Consider the following 18,859-nt stretch of genomic DNA (forward strand, 5'->3'; position numbering starts at 1 on the left):
GTCATTCTTATCTTTATGCTTTTTATTATTCCAACGTAGCTCAGTGGTAGAGCAATCGGCTGTTAACCGATCGGTCGTAGGTTCGAATCCTACCGTTGGAGCCACTTGCTTCCATAGCTCAGTGGTAGAGCACTTCCATGGTAAGGAAGGGGTCGCCGGTTCAAATCCGGCTGGAAGCTCTGAGAAGAACGCTAGGCCCGTTGGTCAAGTGGTTAAGACACCGCCCTTTCACGGCGGTAACACGGGTTCGAATCCCGTACGGGTCACCAACAATATGGAGGATTAGCTCAGCTGGGAGAGCACTTGCCTTACAAGCAAGGGGTCGCAGGTTCGATCCCTGCATCCTCCACCATTTAACTTTTATAATTAGCCGGCCTAGCTCAACTGGCAGAGCAACTGATTTGTAATCAGTAGGTTGGGGGTTCAAGTCCTCTGGCCGGCACCACTAAGAGTTTTTATACTTTAAATCGTGGAGGGATAGCGAAGTTGGCCAAACGCGGCGGACTGTAAATCCGCTCCCATCGGGTTCGTAGGTTCGAGTCCTACTCCCTCCACCATTTATTAAATTTGCTGGCATTCATTTGATCAGCTTATTTTTATGAAAAAACATTTGTATTTGGAGTATAATTTCCGACACAGAGTCTATACTATGTTTGTAACTGTTGGGCCATAGCCAAGCGGTAAGGCAACGGTTTTTGGTACCGTCATGCGCTGGTTCGAATCCAGCTGGCCCAGCCATTTTTTAACTATAATGGACGATGATCAAAGTCGTTTAATGAATCATGAACATGAGTACATAGATGTTATCGGAAAAGACACTCATCAAACTTACGAGATTTAATTTTTATTACGAGCCATTAGCTCAGCTGGTAGAGCATCTGACTTTTAATCAGAGGGTCGAAGGTTCGAATCCTTCATGGCTCATTTCTATTAATTTGGTATTTTAGGGTATTGATATAAATCATATGAAAGAAAAAGCAAAATTAAGCGGGAGTAGTTCAGTGGTAGAACACCACCTTGCCAAGGTGGGGGTCGCGGGTTCGAATCCCGTCTCCCGCTCCATACGGGGCCTTAGCTCAGCTGGGAGAGCGCCTGCTTTGCACGCAGGAGGTCAGCGGTTCGATCCCGCTAGGCTCCACCATACTTAATTTCCATTACCAGCTTTAACTTCAATAACCGACGATAAAACTGACATCATCCTGGTGTCAGTTTTTTTGTGTTTATTTAATTTATTTGATTGGATAAGATAGATGGAATTTGTAAACATGCAATATTACAGGCGTTTACATAGCAGAATACGCATATATATACACTTTCTTGTCCAGTTGAGTCATTCCTGTAAAAACGGATACAATTAAAGTATCGAATAAAGGAGGAGACTTAAATGAATAAACAACTTTCCGTAATAGGTGTTCCTATGGATTTAGGTCAAATGCGCAGAGGAGTAGATATGGGGCCAAGTGCCATCCGTTACGCCGGTATGATTGAGCGATTATCTCAATTGAAATATGACATTGAAGACCTGGGGGATATTGAAATCACACGTCCCGCTCAAGAAGCGAATCCTAAACAGGATAACTTGCGTAACTTGAATGAGATTGCTGAAGGCACAGAGCGTTTAGCTGAGAAGGTTGATCAAGTGGTAGAAGGCGGGCGCTTTCCTCTAGTACTGGGCGGAGACCACAGTATCGCAATGGGGACATTGGCAGGAGTCGCTAAGCATTATGATAATTTAGGAGTTATCTGGTACGATGCACACGGCGATCTAAACACAGGAGACAGTTCTCCTTCTGGAAATATTCATGGAATGCCTCTAGCTGTTAGTTTAGGAGTCGGTCACGAAAAGCTTACGAATATCTATGGATATGAGCCTAAAATTAAACCTGAAAACGTCATCATTATTGGTGCGCGTTCATTGGACGAGGGTGAACGTGTGTTAATTAAGGAAAAAGGAATTAAAGTGTACACAATGCATGAGGTTGACCGTATGGGGATGACTAAAGTGATGGAAGAAGCAGTTGATTACTTGAAAGATCGTACGGATGGTGTACATTTGAGTCTCGATTTAGATGGATTGGATCCTAATGAAGCACCAGGAGTGGGAACGCCAGTACTTGGTGGATTAAGCTACCGCGAAAGTCACCTGGCAATGGAAATGTTGTTCCAATCTGAAATGATTACATCAGCGGAATTCGTAGAGGTTAACCCTATTCTTGACGAAAAAAATAAGACCGCTACATTAGCAGTCGGTTTGATGGGGTCTCTTTTTGGAGAAAGCTTAAAATAATCTATCTAATTATCTTAGCAGTAACTTGCCTCTCTAAAGGCAGGTTGCTGTCTTTTTTGTTTTAAACCTTCATATTCGTTCATCAATTGATCAAGGCGAATGCTCATTCTTAATACCTCAGGAGAAGTCAGCGGATGTACGCGAGCCACACGATTCATCTCAGAACGACAATGTTCGATTTCCCTAATCAAAATAACTTCTCGCTTCATGTTTGTAATTCCTCCAATGCAATTTTTTACATCTACTCTCTTATATCCGATAATAAAAAGAGTTAAACTTATATTATAAATTAAAAAAATATATTTTTATGAAACCTAGGGGTGGGGTCATCCGTAAAGGATATCGACCGCAACAATAGCGGAGGTATAGCAGATGGAAACCATGATTAAACAGAAAGTTAAAGAAGTAAAAAAAGGTGACCAATCAGCATTTGAAGACATTGTATCTTTTTATCAGAATAAAGTGTATCACATCTGTTTTCGTATGATTGGGAACGCTTATGAAGCGGAAGATCTTGCACAAGAAGCCTTTATTAGAGCTTATACGAACATTCATACGTTTGATAATCGCAGGAAATTTTCTACGTGGCTGTATCGGATTGCCACTAATTTGACGATCGATCGGATACGTAAAAAAAAGCCGGATTATCATCTCGATGCAGAAGTAAAAGGGACTGACGGATTGGATATGTATTCTCAACTGGCTGCTGAGCAGGCATTGCCGGAAGAGGAAGTAGAAAGTCTGGAACTTCAAACTTATATCCATCGAGAAATTTTAGCCTTGCCGCCCAAGTATCGAAGCGTTATAGTGCTAAGATATTTAGATGAACTTGCTCTCCAGGAAATCGCTGAAGTCCTAGATATTCCAGTAGGAACAGTAAAAACGAGAGTCCATAGAGGCAGGGAAGCTTTACGCAAAAGGCTTCGACATGTGTAAAGGAGTTGAGAGGGAATTATGAAATGCAATAAAGAAGCTGTTGCACTTATGCATAAATACATGGATGGAGATTTAGATAAAGAAGAAGAGAGACGACTGCGTGAACATTTACAAGCTTGTCCATCCTGTCAGAGTCATTTTCATGAACTGAAGAAAACGGCAACATTAATTAAAAACACAGGGCCTGTATCTGCCCCGAACAATTTTACGGCTAATGTAATGGCTAATCTTCCTAAAGAGAAAAAGAAGAAGAATTATGCCCGTCTATTTCAGAAGTACCCGATTTTAACCGCTGCCGCTGTATTTTTTATATTAATGTTCAGCAGTGTGTTAACCGCATGGAATCAAGACCATCAAGTTACAGTTTCAAAACAAGAGAATTTAGAAATCAGAGACAACACAGTTATTGTTCCTGAAGGTGTTACCGTTCAAGGCGACCTCGTCGTCCGGAACGGTGATTTGAGAATTGAAGGAAAGATTGATGGGGATGTGACCATTATTAATGGTGATATTCTTGACGAAGAAAATCAGAATATAAATCAAGGGTTGGATTCATCCAACCTTCGAGCTTATACAGGTGAATTGACTGAAGTTAACCAGGTTTTTGAGTGGATGTGGTACCATACGAAAAATGTGGTCAGTGACATATTTTCTGTTGATTCAAATTAGTAATGACCAGGATGGTATCTCCATCCTGGTTTTTTGAGTGTAGGAGTAAATATTATTTCATAATGTTGGGGGGGGGAAAAGGGCTTTAGTCCTGCGCTTTGGTAAGAGAAAAAGGGGGAATAAGTTATTGGTCCTTTTCTTTCTGTTGAGAAAAAGAGGCATATAGCGCGCTTTTCTTCTAAAGATATCTTCTCATATTCGAAGACATTTGAAATGTGATATAATAATACAGGTAAAAATTTTCTAACAATAGCTTTATTTCTTAATAAAAGGAAGTGTAGGCATGCTTGATGGGGGATTTGATGTATTAGATTATTTCTTAATAGCTGTTGATATCGCCCTTGTCTGGTTTGTTGTATATAAATTAATCATGCTAATCCAAGGAACAAAAGCGGTCCAATTGTTAAAAGGGATCTTCGTTGTCCTGGGAATATGGTTATTGAGTAATTTATTTGGACTGACCACATTAAGGTGGCTGATGTCACAGGCGATCACTTGGGGTTTTCTTGCCATCATCATCCTGTTTCAGCCAGAGCTTAGACGAGCACTGGAACAGCTTGGACGGGGAAGTTTCTTCAGCAGGAATACCTCTGAAGAAGAAGATACAGAGAAGTCTATTCAGGCCATTATTAAATCCTGTCATTATATGGCCAAGCGTCGAATTGGTGCGTTGATTACAATTGAGCGCGATACAGGTATGGGAGACTATGTGGAAACGGGAATAAGAGTCGGTGGACATCTTTCGAGTGAGCTGCTGACCAATATCTTTATACCGAACACACCGCTGCATGACGGCGCTGTTATACTTAAAGATGACGAAATTGTAGCTGCTGCTTGTTACCTGCCTTTATCTGAGAGTCCTTTCATTTCTAAGGAGCTAGGTACAAGGCACCGGGCAGCGATGGGAATTAGTGAGGTAACGGACGCGCTGACCATTGTCGTTTCAGAAGAAACCGGAGCGATTTCTTGTACGAAAAACGGTGAATTGCATCGTGACATCGATCAAGAAAAGCTGGAAGAGATTCTGCGAACTGAACTAGATTACTCCGCCCCTGCGGTAAAATCCTGGAACTGGAGGGGGAAAAAGAATGGATAACTGGTTTAAAAGCGTTTGGTTCATCCGTATCATTTCCTTGATTCTTGCAGGATTATTATGGGTGACGGTGAACGTAGATGATAACATGGATTCTGATTCCCTGTTCTTTAATGATACTTCTTCTGATATGGAAGTGATGGAGAACATTCCGCTTGAAATTCGTTTTAATAGTGAGGAGTATGTAGTAAGCGGCTTGCCTCAAGAAGTTTCAGTAAGAGTGGAAGGCCCGGCCAGTACGCTTGCTCCAGTAGTCAGACAGAAGAACTTTACTGTATTTGTTGATTTAAATGGTCTTGGTCCTGGAACGCATGAAGTATCGCTTCAACATTCAGGTATATCCAATCAATTGGATGTGAGAATTGAACCAAAGACCATTGAAGTAACAATTGAGGAAAAAGTCAGCGAAGAGTACGAGGTCAATGTCGACTACATTAATGAAAGGCAGCTTAGCAACGAGTTGACTCTTGGTGAGCCAAAAGTAGACCCTGCACAGGTTACGATCACCGGATCCTCTTCTGTTGTGAATCGTGTGGCTACTGTCAAAGCGATCATTGACGTTAGTAATGCTGAGGAAGCAGTAGAAAATGAAGAAGCCCCTGTGAAGGTGTATGATAATCAAGGAAATGAGCTGAATGTCTTAGTTGATCCTACTACGGTTAATGTTTCTGTACCGATTTCTAAACGTCAGAAGCAAGTAGGGATTGATTTAGAACCACAAGGAGGAGCTCCTCAAGGTGTAGTGGTCAACTCAGTTACGACGGAAACTTCAGAAGTGACGGTCTATGGTCCGGAGGAGGTTATTTCTGAAATTGATAGTCTTCCGGAGATCCCAGTTGATTTATCGGAAGTAACGCAAGATGAAACGGTTGAGGTCGATATCCCTGTACCAAAGGGGGTCACTGAAATTGACCCAGAGTCGATTGAGGTTCAAATCGATGTCGATGACGATACTCAACAAACTCAATAGACTAATTTGAATTTCGATAGAGCACCACAAATGTTGATGTAACAACGGGAATACAGAAAGAGAGGTTGATTATTCAATGGGTAAATATTTCGGAACGGACGGTGTCCGTGGCGTAGCAAATAAAGAATTAACACCAGAACTCGCATTTAAATTAGGAAGATATGGCGGGTATGTATTAACAAAAGAAGTGCAGCGTCCAAAAATTTTGATTGGACGTGACACTCGAATCTCAGGTGAAATGCTGGAAGGGGCCTTGGCTGCAGGTCTTCTTTCCATTGGAGCAGAAGTTATGCGTCTAGGCGTCATTTCTACTCCAGGAGTTGCTTTTCTGACAAAAGCCCTTCAAGCGGAAGCGGGGATTATGATTTCTGCTTCTCACAATCCAGTCGAAGATAATGGAATTAAATTCTTCGGGCCGGACGGCTTCAAGTTGACAGATGCTCAAGAAGAAGAAATCGAAGCGTTGATAGATGCAGAAGAAGATACTCTACCTCGTCCATCAGGGTCAGACCTCGGACAGATTAATGATTATTTTGAAGGCGGTCAGAAATACCTTCAGTACTTGAAGCAGACTGTTGATTATGATTTTGACGGCTTGCACATAGCTCTTGACTGTGCACACGGAGCGACATCATCCTTAGCGTCTCATTTGTTTGCTGATTTAGAAGCAGATATTACTTCTATTGGATCGTCTCCTGACGGGCTGAACATCAATGACGGAGTAGGGTCTACTCATCCAGAATCACTGCAAAATCTAGTGAAAGAAAAAGGCGCGGATATCGGTCTTGCTTTTGATGGAGACGGCGATCGTTTAATCGCTGTTGACGAAAAAGGAAACATTGTTGATGGAGACTACATCATGTACATATGTGGAAAGCATATGAACGAACATGGAACATTGAACCATTCCACGGTTGTATCTACGGTCATGAGTAACCTTGGTTTTTATAAGGCTATTGAAGCGAATGGGATGAAGAGTGACAAGACCGCTGTAGGCGATCGTTATGTCATGGAGGAAATGCGTCGCGGGGGTTATAACCTTGGAGGCGAACAGTCAGGCCACATTATCTTTCTTGATCACAATACGACAGGAGATGGACTGTTGTCTGCTCTTCAACTGGTCAATGTGATAAAAGAAACAGGGAAGCCATTATCTGAACTAGCGGGTGAAATGGAAAAATTCCCACAAGTATTGAAGAACGTACGTGTCATTGATAAAAACCGCGTGCAAACTCACCCGCGTATCCAAGAGGCTATTCAAGCTGTGGAAGAGGAAATGGGTGACAGCGGCCGTGTCCTTGTCCGTCCATCTGGTACAGAACCACTTGTTCGTATCATGGTAGAAGCTCCTACAGAAGAACAGTGTGAGACATACGTGGATAAAGTTGTCCAAGTGGTCGTTGAAGAATTGGGCATGGAGAACGAATAGGGAACAATTGCGCAGGGTTCACGAGGCTGTATCCTGCGCATATATTACATCAGGCTTACATTTTATTAACGAGCCGAAATTTTGATTGACCTTTGAAACGATTGTCAGGTAAAATGAGATTTGTTCTTGAAAGATTTGGCGGAAAACGTTTATAAGACTGCGTTTCCGGTAAATGACGTAAAGAGCTTTTATTCAAACGAAATAAGGAGGATAGAAGTTCAATTAATAGTAATAAAAGCGCCAGGGCTGTGTTTGATGAAACACAGTTGACGAGGAGGAGGTTCATCGAGCATTCGGCGGATGCCTCCCGGTTGCCACACTTCAACTGAATGTTTAAATGTTAAACCAAAGAGGCGACTCTTTGTCCAAATCATTTAAACAAAGTGTCTATAAAACTAAAATGTCGACGGGAGAGGGGCGACGAATAGCCCCTTGTTTTCAGATGTCTTTTCGTTGCCCTTCTTCAGAAGATTGAGGAGGACAATAATTATGTGTGGAATTGTAGGATATATTGGACAAGAGGATACGAAAGAAATTTTGCTTAATGGACTAGAAAAGTTGGAATATCGCGGTTATGATTCTGCGGGTATTGCAACACTGAACCAAGACGGTGTTGATGTCTTCAAAGTGAAAGGACGTATCGCCACTTTAAGAGAAGCCGTAGATGAAAATGTTAAAGCTACGCTTGGTATCGGTCATACTCGCTGGGCGACTCACGGTGCTCCAAGCAAAGAAAACGCGCACCCTCACCAGAGTAAATCAGGCCGCTTCACTATCGTTCACAACGGAGTAATCGAAAACTACGTGGACGTACGTGATGAATACCTTGCAGATGTTGAGCTGAAAAGTGAAACAGATACGGAAATCGTCGTTCAACTGATTGAAGTATTGCACAATGAAATGAACGATGTAGCCGCTGCATTCCGTAAAGCTGTCCAGCTTTTAACTGGTTCTTATGCGATTGCTCTAATCGACGCTGAAAATGAAGATACTATTTATGTGGCTAAAAACAAGAGCCCGCTCCTTGTGGGTCTTGGCGATGACTTTAATGTTGTAGCTAGTGACTCAATGGCAGCTCTTCATGTAACCGATCAGTTTTTAGAGCTTATGGATAAAGAAACGGTAATTGTTCGCCGTGATGGAGTTGAAATCCAGGACGTAGACGGTACATCCGTAACACGCGAACCATTTACAGCAGAAATCGATACTTCAGATATTGAAAAAGGAACGTACCCTCACTTCATGCTGAAAGAAATCGATGAACAGCCTTTCGTTATCCGTCGTATCATCCAGGAATACCAGAATGAGAACGATGAAATTAAATTGGACCCTGAAGTTCGTGAGGCGATGAAAGCTTGCGACCGCATTTATATTATTGCAGCAGGAACAAGTTATCATGCAGGACTTCTTGGAAAACAATTCATCGAAAAGTTGGCGAACATCCCTGTAGAAGTTCATGTAGCTAGTGAATTCTCTTATAATATGCCGCTTCTATCAGAAAAGCCATTATTTGTTTATATTTCCCAAAGTGGTGAGACAGCCGACAGCCGTTCTGTCCTTGTCCAAACAAAAGAACTTGGTCATCCAGCGTTGACGATTACGAACGTCCCTGGATCCACCCTTTCCCGTGAATCAGATTATACCCTGCACTTGCACGCTGGCCCAGAGATTGCTGTAGCTTCTACAAAAGCTTACACAGCTCAAATGGCTGTTCTTGCAATCCTAGCGGTTGATACAGCACGTGCAAAAGGAATCGAATTAGATTTCGATCCGATGCAAGAGTTAGGTATTGTTGCCAACGCAATGGAAGCTCTCACAGATCAAAAAGAGCAGCTTGAGGATCTGGCTCGTGAATACTTGCCAACAACACGTAACTGTTTCTTCATCGGTCGAGGCATTGATTACTATGTTGGTCTTGAAGGTTCTCTTAAACTGAAAGAAATCTCTTACATCCAGGCAGAAGGATTTGCCGGAGGAGAATTGAAGCACGGAACGATCGCTTTAATCGAAGAAGGTACACCTGTCATCGCTCTCGCGACACAGGAAAACGTAAACTATTCCATCCGTGGTAACGTCCAAGAGGTTGAAGCACGTGGTGCCAACAGCTTAATTGTCAGCATGAAAGGCTTAGACAAAGCTGGGGATGCGTTTGTTATCCCACACGTCCACGACCTTCTGACACCACTCGTGTCTGTTGTACCGTTGCAGCTGATCTCTTACTATGCTGCCCTTCACCGTGACTGTGATGTAGATAAACCACGTAACCTTGCAAAAAGTGTTACTGTTGAATAAATATTTCTAGAAAGCTTGGGTCTTCTTAGACCCAAGCTTTTTTCTGTTTGCACTGCTTGAATGGTTGACCGTGTGGAGCACCAGGGCAAAATAAAGGCACTAATTTTGTTGGCAGAGCACTGATGAAACTTGGAGGCAAGAAAAAGAATATTAGGTTGTTTACGTTTTTATGGATCGTGTAGAGACAGAATCCTTGAAACAAGAGGAAGAAGCTAAGCAGAAATAAATGACTAACATCACTTTAAAACGTCCAAGCTAAGACCTGAGGTGATGAAGAATGGAAATAATAGGACAGATTATTTCTGGTTCGTATAATGAAATGCAAGAGGAGTTTACATTGAACCAAGTCAAACATTTGCAGACCACATCGGTTTTAAAAGAAAACCAAGTGAATCAGCTCTATGAATACTTAGAAAAGCATAAAGACGAAGTAGATGGCCAGGTTCTATCTTTATATGATCAATTACTGGTGAGGTTGAGTCAGGAGGACATTCATAAGTTTTTGGCAGATCTAGAGAGACTTCGCGATATGTATGAATAGGGTGCGTATTTGAATCCTTCATCCATAGTACAAAAAAGAGAGCGTGTATTCCTTGATGAATTCACGCTCTCTTTTGTTTGGTTTGGCTACTATCAGAAGTTCAACAAAGTTTATATACTACTCTCCTCATTTCCGTTGTTATTGAAACCATATCCTGACTTGGTCGTATGTTAGGGGAAGGAGGAGCTCAATTGGATCTATTTATTGGTTTCTTAATTTTTTTCTCCATTCTTGCTTATTGGATATTTTATCTATAAATCTTCTGGGTACAAGAAAGGCAATAGAGTATTGCACTTGGATGAATGGCACAAAGATGGCACAAAGATTATAATAAATATGTAAAGGCTATTGAGATCGAATTGAATAATAGAGAAAAAGAAGCAAACTACATTGGAAATTTTCATTTTGAAATTGATGGGAGAATTTACGTCTTACATCCGCAAATTGTAACGACTGCTCGCGTTCCGACTCAACGGACCATTTTAGAACCAAAGAAATGAAAGGAAGACTCTGTTAAAGTTAATGAATTCTTATAAGTAAGGTTTGATTTATTCCAATATACAAAGATCTTTAACAGAACCTATAATTTAAAACGCACATGTGAAAAAACGCTGGAATTTCATATATTTGTACATCCTTCTGGCATGACGCCCTTCAATTGTGTACGGATTCTGCAAACGTTCCAATTGTTCAATAAAAGCTAAATCGCACTCGCAATAATTTCCATAATATCGATAACACTCGTCATGCTGTTTGCAGGCAGCATCGACTGCATTTAATGGTTCTCCCGGCCCACTGCACCCTGGTCCGCAATATTTATAACCTGGGAATAAACAGAAACCTGCCCTTCTGTGCATAGAATTTTCACCCCTCTATTCTTCATATATAAGTACTGCTATGAATACTATATGTAGAATTTAGGGAAGAAGAGTGGTCGTTTGTCCATAAGGATTGAAAGGTGAAATTGTTAAAGAGGTCGAAGAAGCGGGTATAAATAGTTACGAATAGTCATTATTTGAATGAATGACCACAGGAGAAACAAACTATAACAAGAATAGGACTACTTATTGGAATAGGAGGATCATTCATGACGTATCAATCGATCATCTTAGGAACAGGCCCAGCTGGGCTTACAGCGGCTGTCTATTTAGCGAGAGCGAATATGGAGCCGCTCGTAATCGAAGGACCGGAGCCGGGAGGACAATTGACGCTAACAACCGAAGTTGAAAATTTCCCAGGATTCCCTGATGGCATTATGGGACCAGAATTGATGGATAATATGAAAAAGCAAGCCGAACGTTTTGGTGCAACTTTCAAGCGGGGCTGGGTCACGGACGTGAACGTTGATCAGCGTCCATTCAAATTGACGGTGGACGGTCTTGGTGAATTAGAAACGCAGACGTTAATCATTTCAACTGGGGCTTCTGCTAAAATGCTTAAGATCCCTGGTGAGAAAGAAAACATGGGCCGCGGGGTCAGCACGTGTGCCACATGTGATGGATTCTTTTTCAGAGGGAAAAAAGTCGTTATTATAGGCGGGGGAGATTCTGCGATGGAAGAAGCGAACTTCCTCACTAAATTTGCGAATGAAGTTCAGGTCGTTCACCGCCGGAATGATCTGAGAGCTTCTAAGATTATGCAAGATCGCGCGAAAGGCAATGACAAGATTACCTGGGCGCTAAATAAGACACCTGTTGAAATGATATCAGACGGCATGAAGATTACAGGCCTCAAGGTGAAGGACAATGATTCAGAGGTAGAAGAAGTCATTGAAACGGATGGGATTTTCGTCGCTATCGGTCACAATCCGAATACAGAGTTCTTAAAAGGCAAAATCAATATGGATGAAAAAGGGTACATTCTTGTAGAACCTGGAACAACGAATACAAATATCTCTGGAGTATTTGCTTGTGGTGATGTGCAAGACCAAAAGTATCGTCAGGCTATTACCGCTGCAGGTACCGGTTGTATGGCAGCTATGGATTCCGAGCGGTTCCTTGAAGGAGAAGCGACGATTGATTGGAGTCAAAACCTATCTTAGACAAAGAACCCCCTATGGATGTTTTATTTTATCCATAGGGGGTTAGCTTATCATCTTCTTTTTCTCAGCCATATAAGTGAAACCATCAAAGATAGAATAGAAAGGATAGATAGGAGTGAAAAGTAAGGTGGACGGTACGTAAAAGTAATGTCATTCTTACCTTCCTCCAGTTCGACACCAAGAAAAGCATAATTGGCTTTTAAGATGTCTTTTTGTTCGCCATTTACTTTTACATGCCAGCCTTTTTCATAGGGAACAGGGATGGTCAAATAACGGTGATTTTTTTGATTATCCAATTGGACATGCACTTGATTTCCATTTACTTCAACGTTTGCAGGCTGAGGTCTATCGCTGGATACCTTCTCAAGTACTTTATAATCTTCAGAATAAACTTCCAGGTCTTTCAGTTGATAACTGCCTTTAGGTACTCTAATCGAGATCTTCTCTTCTTTAGGCACCCTGATGGTGATGTTATTAATCCCTGTACGATAAAAAGATTCTCTGGATTTTCTCGACGTTTTAAAATCATTAACGTGTAAAGGGAACCACGGAGCTTCCTTTACATTGTTTTTCAAATAAAAGGATACATACAGGTCCTCCGCTTCCTCAGGAACATTAGAAAGCTTCAAATCAATACCGCCTGTTTTTTCTTCTACGTTCAACTGTCCGTCTTTATAAGTGGAGCGGACGCTTTCAACTTCAGCCTGATCCATAAGGTTAGGAAGCGGCTCTATAGAAGTTGTAGTCTGCTTCGGATTTTCTAACACGATCCCTTGCAGCATCGCATGTTCTCTTCCGACCATGGATGTATCTTCAAGAGAACGCTCACTGTAAACGGTGCTGGTTGTTCGTGCGAATGGGAGCTTATTGGTATTTTGATACACTTGATAGCCACCCTCTGAAAGGAAGGGTTCAAATCCATAAGGCATATTCCTCTCCTTATTTTCATGAGTAACAATATAGTTCCCTTTCATTAGGCTGTAGAGATTGGCACGGTCACCAAAGCCGGAATAACGGCTGATGCTTTCTCGTTTCATATCGATTTCCAGGCTGTCATAATACCAAAACAGGACGTTTTTATTTAAAATGCTGGAATAAACGCTCGTGCCCTGAAAGTCCTGGATAAGCGGCATATTGTTTTTGTCATCCATCCCTCTCCATTCCACACGGTAGAAGGTATGTTTGTTTTGTTTTTCAATAGTTTCGATGAGCTTGCTTTGCTTTTCGGAATCATAAGCATCACTTTGGATATAATCTTTTGTTGTAGCCTGGATGTTTCCTGCTGTAAAAAGCTTATCGTATTGATAGGCATTCATCATGCCGGCATTAATAAGGACGAGAAGAGAGATCCCCACCCTCTTTAACTTTTTGTTAGTCATACTGATTAAATAAACAGAAGCGACTGTAACGGCAATTTGGACAATCATATACACATCATAAATGTTATCAATACTGTAATGCTGATCCGACAAAGCAAAGATTCTGTACATCAATATAGTGAGTACAACAGCTATAAAGAGCTCTGTTTTCTTTATGTGTCTGCTGAGATGTAAACTCACGGCTACAAGTGCTCCGGCTACAAAAAAACCTCCATATTCAAAGCGGTTTCGTGGTGCGGAGAACCCATTGAAGACGCTCCCCATAAAAGGGCTGAAGTGAAAAATGATAAACAGGATTGTCATAGATGCAAAGAAACGGAATAGCCGGTTTTTGTAAAAGGAAAACAGGAACAAGAAAATGACGACAACACCAGCGAGTAAAAATGTCCGACTGTCGAGCAAGATATTATCAGATAGGTCAAGCAATGGTCTTTCCTGGTTAAAGGATGGCCTGTAGTTGTTTAAATAAGCATAGACAGTCGGAATGAAGGCGAGGGAGCCAATCCCGAATCCAAGACCTCCTGAAATTAAAAAAAGCTTCACTTGTTTCAGCTTTCCTGTTTCGTGCTTTTCCAATGGGATCAACCAGCGTACCAACAGGTAGATGCCGATAAACAGCAGGGATATGTAGGAAAAATAAAAATTGTTGAACAAAGTAGCAGCTACTCCAAAAAGGAACCAGCCTGGTTTTTGTTCACGGATGATTTTTTCTACACCTAAAACCAGTATTGGAATAAATAAAAACGCATCAGCGAAAAACTCCCAATAGATGACGTGGCGGAAGTAGATGACACTTGATCCATACAAAGCTGCACCTACGAAAGCTGGCAAAGCACGGATGGAAAAATAGCGGAAAACATAAGTGGTTATGACTATGACTGTCGCCATTCTCAGGGTACTGGTGAAGACAGTTAATTGAGCCCAAAACAGCACATCAGGAGCATCGATGATGTGCATGAGTTCAAGCAGGAAAACGACTACTATCGTCAAAAGGAAGAAAAGGTTGGTCGAAAAGTAGTAGCCGAGCTGTCCGTATATGCCCCCGCCAAATCCGAATTCAAAAGAGTAAAAGAAATTTCCGCTTGTATAATTCTCATAGATTAATTGTTTGAAAGGAAGCATCTGGTTCAAACCGTCGTTTGGGCCAGCCATATAGCCGCCGTCCGCCCATTCTTGCAAGAAAAAAAGGTGCGACAGGCTTGCAGCCAGGAGGCTCCCTAATAAGATCCAAAGAAATTTTTTCATAGGCGACCACCATTACTGCTTTAATATTTTACTTGTCACAATGAATGTGATGGGTACTGTGAAGAATACGGCGATAATTGGTGCAATGTTGCTGTTCAGGGCAAACCACTCGACTAATGCATAGACAAGAAAGGAGGAGGTCGAGAGGTTGACCACTTGCGTCAATGGAAATTGTAAAAACTTTTTTAAGGTCGGCTTCACTCTGTACGTAAAATACGTATTCAAGTAAAACGAGATAACAAAGCTGACCAAAAATCCGGTAATGTGAGCTACCATATAATGAGCCCGGAGGAGATTGTGAAGCAGTAGAAAGATGAAATAGTAATTGAGTGTATTGATTCCTCCGACCAGGATAAACCGGGTTAACTCATTATTGAGAGACTTTATTTTTTGAATCATGTATATTAGATTCCTTTACTAAATAGTGCGGACGCCGCTTCACTTCGTTGTACATTCTTCCAATATATTCTCCAATGACACCTAGACTGAGCAACTGTACTCCTCCGAGGAAGAGTATAGCGGATATTGTACTGAAATAGCCTGGCACATCAATGCCGTTTCTTACAATTTGCACGAATATGAAGGCGATGTACCCAAGTGACATTAATAAGATCAGCATTCCTGTGTACAAGCATATACGCAGTGGTCTCGTATTAAAAGATACAAGCCCGTCAATGGCGTAATTCAGCAGTTTAGAAAGCGGCCATTTCGAAGACCCTGATTGGCGGGCCACATTCTCGTAATTGATTACTTTTTCCTCATAACCAACCCACGCGAATAATCCTTTTGAGAAGCGGTTCCCTTCACTTAGTTTTAGTATATCATTCACAACAGATCGGCTCAGCAATCGGAAGTCACCGATTCCATTTTTAAGCGTGACATCGACTAATTGGTTAATTCCTTTGTAAAAAAGCGTTGAGAGAGTTTTTCGTAAAGGAGACTCTCCATTACGATTCCGCTTTGCAATGACTTGATCGTAGCCTTCTTCATATCCCTGGATCATTTCAGGAATAAGAAAAGCTGGGTGCTGCAAGTCGGCGTCCATTATGATGACGGCATCACCTTTTGATTTTTCGAGCCCCGCTAACAGAGCGGCTTCTTTCCCGAAATTCCTTGTAAACGAAACATATTTCACATGCGGATGTTTTCTTGCCAGATCCTGAATATACTCAAGCGTCTGGTCCTCGCTTCCGTCATCAATGAAGATTAATTCGTAATCATAGTTCACCAATGCCATGATGTGGTGCAGGTTATCGTAAATCAAAGGTATGTTTTCCTCTTCGTTAAAAGAGGGCAAAATCAAGGATATTAATGACCTTCTCATGGCCGTATACCTCCAGTTAAGTTTTACTTATAAATTAATTCACAGTCTTTCACTATAACCTCGTTCCCGAATTTATAAACATTATGCATATTTGGGAATGAAAGGGACTTATTTACTGATTATCGCAAAGGAAATTTGGGATGTGAGTCGGATGTATGGGAAAAGAGAGGGAGGATAAGAAAATAATGGTATGATGAATCCAAGCATAAGGGAGAGGGAGGGTGAAAGATGAAGAGGGATGAGTTATTTTTTGAAGAATTGAAGGAAATGGACAAAGAATTCAGTGGTTGGGACTTTTCTTATGTTACTGGAACAGACAGGATTCAAAGCGGAGCTTTATCATGGTCTTACGGGAGTAAAGTACTAAGGTTGATGAGAAATACAGAGTCTATGCTTGATATGGGTACTGGCGGCGGAGAGTTTTTATCACGATTGCGTCCTTTGCCTGATTATACAGCTGCAACAGAAGGATACGAGCCTAATCTTCCGGTCGCAAGGGATTGTCTCGAGCCTCTAGGAGTGAACGTTGTACAAACCAAGGAAGATGACATACTTCCTTTTGAGGACAATAGGTTCGATTTAATTGTGAATAAGCATGAGTCGTTTGATCCTTCAGAGGTAAAGAGAGTGTTGAAGCCAGGAGGCACGTTTTTGACTCAACAGGTTGGCGGGCTTGATTGCCTACAGATCAATGAAGCTCTTCATGCAGAAGAGAATGAATACAAAGATTGGAATCTTACTGAAGCTATGAATGGATTGAAAGCTCAGGATTTTAAGGTGATAACGAGCCGCGAAGATTACCCTGTGCAGCGATTTTTCGATATCGGTGCACTTGTTTACTACTTAAAAGCTATTCCGTGGCAAGTTCCTGGTTTCAACCTGGATGACTATCAAGATGCACTCTACTCTATTTATGGAATGATGAAAGACAGGGGATATTTTGAAGTAAGGCAACACAGATTCTTAATACAGGCTGAATTATAGCCTAGCCACCTGCTTAATTAAAGCTTTCATTTACATAGTTTCTATCCTTTTTGTTAAAGTTATCTATTAACTTATTTAATCAAACGATTGTTTTAAAAAGGAGACGATGAAAATAAAAAGGTTTACCTCGGACGACGATATTCAAGTCGTTAAGCCTCTCCTAAGCTTAGCGACCTCAGAAAATAAAGCTGAACGGGCACTCTTTCAATATCTTAAATCAAAAGACCAATGCCTTTTTCTATATGAAAAAGAGGGTATTCTTGCCGGATGCATTGGAATAGAGCTTTCCATGAACCAAAAAGCTGTCATCCAACATATTGCAGTCTCACAGGATTATAGAAAACAGTGGATCGGTAAAAGGATGGTGGAGTTTATCCGTGAGCAATATAATATAAGAGAGTTAAGGGCTGAAACGGATGATGATGCAGTAGGCTTTTATGAGAAACTGGGATTTGAAATGGAAAGCCTTAGTGAAAAGTATAAAGGTGTAACAAGGTACCAGTGCACACTATTTCGAAACTAGCACTCCCTCTATAGTTGGGAGTGTTTTTTTTAGGTTTTGTTCAATTTATTTTGAATAATAAGTTCTATAAGTGTAGAATGTGAGTGAGGTGATAAAATGGAATTATTTTCTACGAGTACAAAAGGAAGAGAAACGTACCGCATTGAATTGAAGCATTCTCTACTATGGGAAGCTGCGTTAGGACTTGCTGCGATCACGAATGACGCCCTAATTCAAACGCTAGAGTATCCAAAAGAAAAGTGGGAGGAAATTAGAAAATCCTTGAGTCCATCATTAACAGCTGAGGTTCAATACGTCCGTGAGAAAAATACTTGGAAAACACTGCTTCAATTGCTGCATCAAAAAGACTTCCAAACAATAGATGAACTCCGGTCTTATATTAAAGACTTACCCTCAAACGAAGTAAAATTCATCTCGATCCCATACCTCGGAGAAAAACATCAGCATAGAAGAAGACAGGCCGCACAAGGTTCAATAGAAGCATTGAAACAATTACAAAAGCTAACCAGTGATAATGCTTTTTTCCCTGAATACATTGCGTTCATCTGCGAGACAGATGTGGACAAATTGAAGGACCACTTGATCGAAGTGATGGAGGGGTGGCTGGAAGCGGTTATAAAACCAAACCAAGAAGAAATGTCACGCCTATTAGCAAGAGATGTAGAATTTAAAAAAGCAATGACAGATAAACTTGAGGCTGAAGCTTTTGTCGAGTGGGCGACGAACGGAGTTACATATAAACCAGAACCTAGCGTTTATAAGGTTATTCTGATTCCACAGTATATCTACAGACCTTGGAATGTAGAAGCGGATATCGAAGGGGCAAAGGTGTTTTATTATCCCGTCGCCAATGAGAGTATCCAACCCAACGACCCTTATGTTCCCAACCAAATGCTCGTGCAGAAATATAAAGCGTTGGGGGATGAAACCCGGCTTCGCATCCTAAAAATATTACACGAGAAAAGTATGACCTTACAGGAACTGACGGAAAGGTTAGAGATGGGGAAAACAACTGTCCACCATCATGTGAAATTATTGAAATCAGCCAGGCTCGTAGCTGCACCATCTTCACGGTACGAATTAAGCATTCAAGCTCTCACCACTTTGCCAAAAGAATTACAAGTATTTTTGGAGAACGATTAAAAT

Annotated in this window: 18 protein-coding genes and 10 tRNA genes; 23 read left to right on the forward strand and 5 right to left on the reverse strand. The window is 41.3% G+C overall.

Features of this window, described 5'->3' with window-relative positions; all coding sequences use genetic code 11:
- Positions 1 to 29: 29 nt before the first annotated feature.
- The 11 genes from ACRYKC_RS14235 (at position 30) to rocF (ending at position 2,287) form a co-directional block, all read left to right on the forward strand.
- Positions 30 to 104, forward strand: a tRNA-Asn gene (locus tag ACRYKC_RS14235).
- 3 nt (positions 105 to 107) lie between these two features.
- Positions 108 to 179 (forward strand) — tRNA-Thr (locus ACRYKC_RS14240).
- 15 nt (positions 180 to 194) lie between these two features.
- A tRNA-Glu gene (locus ACRYKC_RS14245) sits at positions 195 to 269 on the forward strand.
- Positions 270 to 276: 7 nt separating this feature from the next.
- Positions 277 to 352 (forward strand) — tRNA-Val (locus ACRYKC_RS14250).
- 17 nt (positions 353 to 369) lie between these two features.
- Positions 370 to 445: transfer RNA gene (locus tag ACRYKC_RS14255), tRNA-Thr, on the forward strand.
- A gap of 26 nt (positions 446 to 471) precedes the next feature.
- A tRNA-Tyr gene (locus tag ACRYKC_RS14260) sits at positions 472 to 557 on the forward strand.
- 106 nt (positions 558 to 663) lie between these two features.
- Positions 664 to 738 (forward strand) — tRNA-Gln (locus tag ACRYKC_RS14265).
- A gap of 113 nt (positions 739 to 851) precedes the next feature.
- Positions 852 to 924: transfer RNA gene (locus tag ACRYKC_RS14270), tRNA-Lys, on the forward strand.
- A gap of 63 nt (positions 925 to 987) precedes the next feature.
- Positions 988 to 1,062 (forward strand) — tRNA-Gly (locus tag ACRYKC_RS14275).
- 3 nt (positions 1,063 to 1,065) lie between these two features.
- A tRNA-Ala gene (locus ACRYKC_RS14280) sits at positions 1,066 to 1,141 on the forward strand.
- A 243-nt stretch (positions 1,142 to 1,384) separates the two neighbouring features.
- Complete coding sequence (gene rocF / locus ACRYKC_RS14285; protein WP_433807481.1) at positions 1,385 to 2,287, forward strand: arginase; 903 nt, start codon at positions 1,385 to 1,387, stop codon at positions 2,285 to 2,287.
- 14 nt (positions 2,288 to 2,301) lie between these two features.
- Here the strand turns inward: rocF and ACRYKC_RS14290 are convergent, their stop codons facing one another.
- Positions 2,302 to 2,496 (reverse strand): Spo0E family sporulation regulatory protein-aspartic acid phosphatase, encoded by a 195-nt coding sequence (locus ACRYKC_RS14290; protein WP_433807483.1) that lies wholly within the window; start codon positions 2,494 to 2,496, stop codon positions 2,302 to 2,304.
- A gap of 163 nt (positions 2,497 to 2,659) precedes the next feature.
- Here ACRYKC_RS14290 and sigW point away from each other — a divergent pair, with 163 nt between their 5' ends.
- From sigW to ACRYKC_RS14330, 8 genes are all read left to right on the forward strand, one after another.
- Complete coding sequence (sigW, locus tag ACRYKC_RS14295; RefSeq protein WP_433807485.1) at positions 2,660 to 3,223, forward strand: RNA polymerase sigma factor SigW; 564 nt, start codon at positions 2,660 to 2,662, stop codon at positions 3,221 to 3,223.
- 18 nt (positions 3,224 to 3,241) lie between these two features.
- Entirely contained in the window at positions 3,242 to 3,892 is a 651-nt protein-coding gene (locus ACRYKC_RS14300) for a zf-HC2 domain-containing protein (RefSeq protein WP_433807487.1), read from the forward strand.
- Between the two features lie 283 nt (positions 3,893 to 4,175).
- Positions 4,176 to 4,988, forward strand: a complete 813-nt coding sequence (cdaA, locus tag ACRYKC_RS14305; protein ID WP_085026828.1) for a diadenylate cyclase CdaA — start codon at positions 4,176 to 4,178, stop codon at positions 4,986 to 4,988.
- Positions 4,981 to 5,955, forward strand: a complete 975-nt coding sequence (locus tag ACRYKC_RS14310) for a CdaR family protein (protein ID WP_433807489.1) — start codon at positions 4,981 to 4,983, stop codon at positions 5,953 to 5,955. The genes cdaA and ACRYKC_RS14310 overlap by 8 nt, the downstream gene beginning before the upstream one ends.
- Before the next feature lie 76 nt (positions 5,956 to 6,031).
- On the forward strand, positions 6,032 to 7,384 hold the full coding sequence (glmM, locus tag ACRYKC_RS14315; RefSeq protein ID WP_085026824.1) for a phosphoglucosamine mutase: 1,353 nt from the start codon (positions 6,032 to 6,034) through the stop codon (positions 7,382 to 7,384).
- Between the two features lie 489 nt (positions 7,385 to 7,873).
- Positions 7,874 to 9,676, forward strand: coding sequence for a glutamine--fructose-6-phosphate transaminase (isomerizing) (gene glmS, locus ACRYKC_RS14320; protein ID WP_433807492.1), 1,803 nt, complete (start codon positions 7,874 to 7,876; stop codon positions 9,674 to 9,676).
- Between the two features lie 277 nt (positions 9,677 to 9,953).
- Positions 9,954 to 10,217 carry a hypothetical protein gene (locus ACRYKC_RS14325; RefSeq protein ID WP_433807494.1) on the forward strand — a complete coding sequence of 88 codons (264 nt, stop codon included), beginning with the start codon at positions 9,954 to 9,956 and terminating at the stop codon, positions 10,215 to 10,217.
- Positions 10,218 to 10,519: 302 nt separating this feature from the next.
- A complete protein-coding gene (locus ACRYKC_RS14330; protein ID WP_433807496.1) occupies positions 10,520 to 10,717 on the forward strand; it encodes a hypothetical protein in 198 nt (65 codons plus the stop codon).
- Between the two features lie 87 nt (positions 10,718 to 10,804).
- On the opposite strand, the gene ACRYKC_RS14335 is transcribed toward ACRYKC_RS14330, so the two are convergent.
- Positions 10,805 to 11,074 (reverse strand): phospholipase, encoded by a 270-nt coding sequence (locus ACRYKC_RS14335; RefSeq protein ID WP_433807497.1) that lies wholly within the window; start codon positions 11,072 to 11,074, stop codon positions 10,805 to 10,807.
- A gap of 230 nt (positions 11,075 to 11,304) precedes the next feature.
- Between ACRYKC_RS14335 and trxB the strand changes: the two genes are divergently transcribed.
- On the forward strand, positions 11,305 to 12,258 hold the full coding sequence (gene trxB / locus ACRYKC_RS14340) for a thioredoxin-disulfide reductase (RefSeq protein WP_433807498.1): 954 nt from the start codon (positions 11,305 to 11,307) through the stop codon (positions 12,256 to 12,258).
- A gap of 50 nt (positions 12,259 to 12,308) precedes the next feature.
- Here trxB and ACRYKC_RS14345 read toward each other — a convergent pair whose 3' ends face one another.
- From ACRYKC_RS14345 to ACRYKC_RS14355, 3 genes are read right to left on the reverse strand one after another with little or no spacing between them, the layout of a single operon-like run.
- A complete protein-coding gene (locus tag ACRYKC_RS14345) occupies positions 12,309 to 14,882 on the reverse strand; it encodes a YfhO family protein (RefSeq protein WP_433807500.1) in 2,574 nt (857 codons plus the stop codon).
- A gap of 12 nt (positions 14,883 to 14,894) precedes the next feature.
- On the reverse strand, positions 14,895 to 15,281 hold the full coding sequence (locus ACRYKC_RS14350; RefSeq protein WP_433807502.1) for a GtrA family protein: 387 nt from the start codon (positions 15,279 to 15,281) through the stop codon (positions 14,895 to 14,897).
- Positions 15,253 to 16,206 carry a glycosyltransferase family 2 protein gene (locus ACRYKC_RS14355; protein WP_433807504.1) on the reverse strand — a complete coding sequence of 318 codons (954 nt, stop codon included), beginning with the start codon at positions 16,204 to 16,206 and terminating at the stop codon, positions 15,253 to 15,255. The genes ACRYKC_RS14350 and ACRYKC_RS14355 overlap by 29 nt, the downstream gene beginning before the upstream one ends.
- Before the next feature lie 228 nt (positions 16,207 to 16,434).
- On the opposite strand from ACRYKC_RS14355, the gene ACRYKC_RS14360 reads away from it, so the two are divergent.
- The 3 genes from ACRYKC_RS14360 (at position 16,435) to ACRYKC_RS14370 (ending at position 18,856) form a co-directional block, all read left to right on the forward strand.
- Complete coding sequence (locus tag ACRYKC_RS14360; RefSeq protein ID WP_433807506.1) at positions 16,435 to 17,190, forward strand: class I SAM-dependent methyltransferase; 756 nt, start codon at positions 16,435 to 16,437, stop codon at positions 17,188 to 17,190.
- Between the two features lie 106 nt (positions 17,191 to 17,296).
- Positions 17,297 to 17,713 (forward strand): GNAT family N-acetyltransferase, encoded by a 417-nt coding sequence (locus tag ACRYKC_RS14365; protein ID WP_433807508.1) that lies wholly within the window; start codon positions 17,297 to 17,299, stop codon positions 17,711 to 17,713.
- Between the two features lie 96 nt (positions 17,714 to 17,809).
- Entirely contained in the window at positions 17,810 to 18,856 is a 1,047-nt protein-coding gene (locus tag ACRYKC_RS14370; protein ID WP_433807510.1) for an ArsR/SmtB family transcription factor, read from the forward strand.
- The last annotated feature ends 3 nt before the right edge of the window (positions 18,857 to 18,859 follow it).

It is taken from the genome of Halobacillus sp. A1-3 (assembly GCF_050971765.1).
In the GTDB taxonomy this organism is placed as follows: domain Bacteria; phylum Bacillota; class Bacilli; order Bacillales; family Halobacillaceae; genus Halobacillus; species Halobacillus mangrovi_B.

What these genes read in the sequence shown, in the direction of transcription:
- glmM (WP_085026824.1), top strand. Translation starts at nt 6,032, where the DNA reads ATGGGTAAATATTTCGGAACGGACGGTGTCCGTGGCGTAGCAAATAAA.
- ACRYKC_RS14365 (WP_433807508.1), top strand. Translation starts at nt 17,297, where the DNA reads ATGAAAATAAAAAGGTTTACCTCGGACGACGATATTCAAGTCGTTAAG.
- glmS (WP_433807492.1), top strand. Translation starts at nt 7,874, where the DNA reads ATGTGTGGAATTGTAGGATATATTGGACAAGAGGATACGAAAGAAATT.
- ACRYKC_RS14350 (WP_433807502.1), bottom strand. Translation starts at nt 15,281, where the DNA reads ATGATTCAAAAAATAAAGTCTCTCAATAATGAGTTAACCCGGTTTATC.
- ACRYKC_RS14310 (WP_433807489.1), top strand. Translation starts at nt 4,981, where the DNA reads ATGGATAACTGGTTTAAAAGCGTTTGGTTCATCCGTATCATTTCCTTG.
- sigW (WP_433807485.1), top strand. Translation starts at nt 2,660, where the DNA reads ATGGAAACCATGATTAAACAGAAAGTTAAAGAAGTAAAAAAAGGTGAC.
- cdaA (WP_085026828.1), top strand. Translation starts at nt 4,176, where the DNA reads ATGCTTGATGGGGGATTTGATGTATTAGATTATTTCTTAATAGCTGTT.
- ACRYKC_RS14345 (WP_433807500.1), bottom strand. Translation starts at nt 14,882, where the DNA reads ATGAAAAAATTTCTTTGGATCTTATTAGGGAGCCTCCTGGCTGCAAGC.
- ACRYKC_RS14290 (WP_433807483.1), bottom strand. Translation starts at nt 2,496, where the DNA reads ATGAAGCGAGAAGTTATTTTGATTAGGGAAATCGAACATTGTCGTTCT.
- ACRYKC_RS14355 (WP_433807504.1), bottom strand. Translation starts at nt 16,206, where the DNA reads ATGAGAAGGTCATTAATATCCTTGATTTTGCCCTCTTTTAACGAAGAG.
- ACRYKC_RS14360 (WP_433807506.1), top strand. Translation starts at nt 16,435, where the DNA reads ATGAAGAGGGATGAGTTATTTTTTGAAGAATTGAAGGAAATGGACAAA.
- trxB (WP_433807498.1), top strand. Translation starts at nt 11,305, where the DNA reads ATGACGTATCAATCGATCATCTTAGGAACAGGCCCAGCTGGGCTTACA.
- ACRYKC_RS14370 (WP_433807510.1), top strand. Translation starts at nt 17,810, where the DNA reads ATGGAATTATTTTCTACGAGTACAAAAGGAAGAGAAACGTACCGCATT.
- ACRYKC_RS14325 (WP_433807494.1), top strand. Translation starts at nt 9,954, where the DNA reads ATGGAAATAATAGGACAGATTATTTCTGGTTCGTATAATGAAATGCAA.
- ACRYKC_RS14335 (WP_433807497.1), bottom strand. Translation starts at nt 11,074, where the DNA reads ATGCACAGAAGGGCAGGTTTCTGTTTATTCCCAGGTTATAAATATTGC.
- rocF (WP_433807481.1), top strand. Translation starts at nt 1,385, where the DNA reads ATGAATAAACAACTTTCCGTAATAGGTGTTCCTATGGATTTAGGTCAA.
- ACRYKC_RS14300 (WP_433807487.1), top strand. Translation starts at nt 3,242, where the DNA reads ATGAAATGCAATAAAGAAGCTGTTGCACTTATGCATAAATACATGGAT.
- ACRYKC_RS14330 (WP_433807496.1), top strand. Translation starts at nt 10,520, where the DNA reads ATGGCACAAAGATGGCACAAAGATTATAATAAATATGTAAAGGCTATT.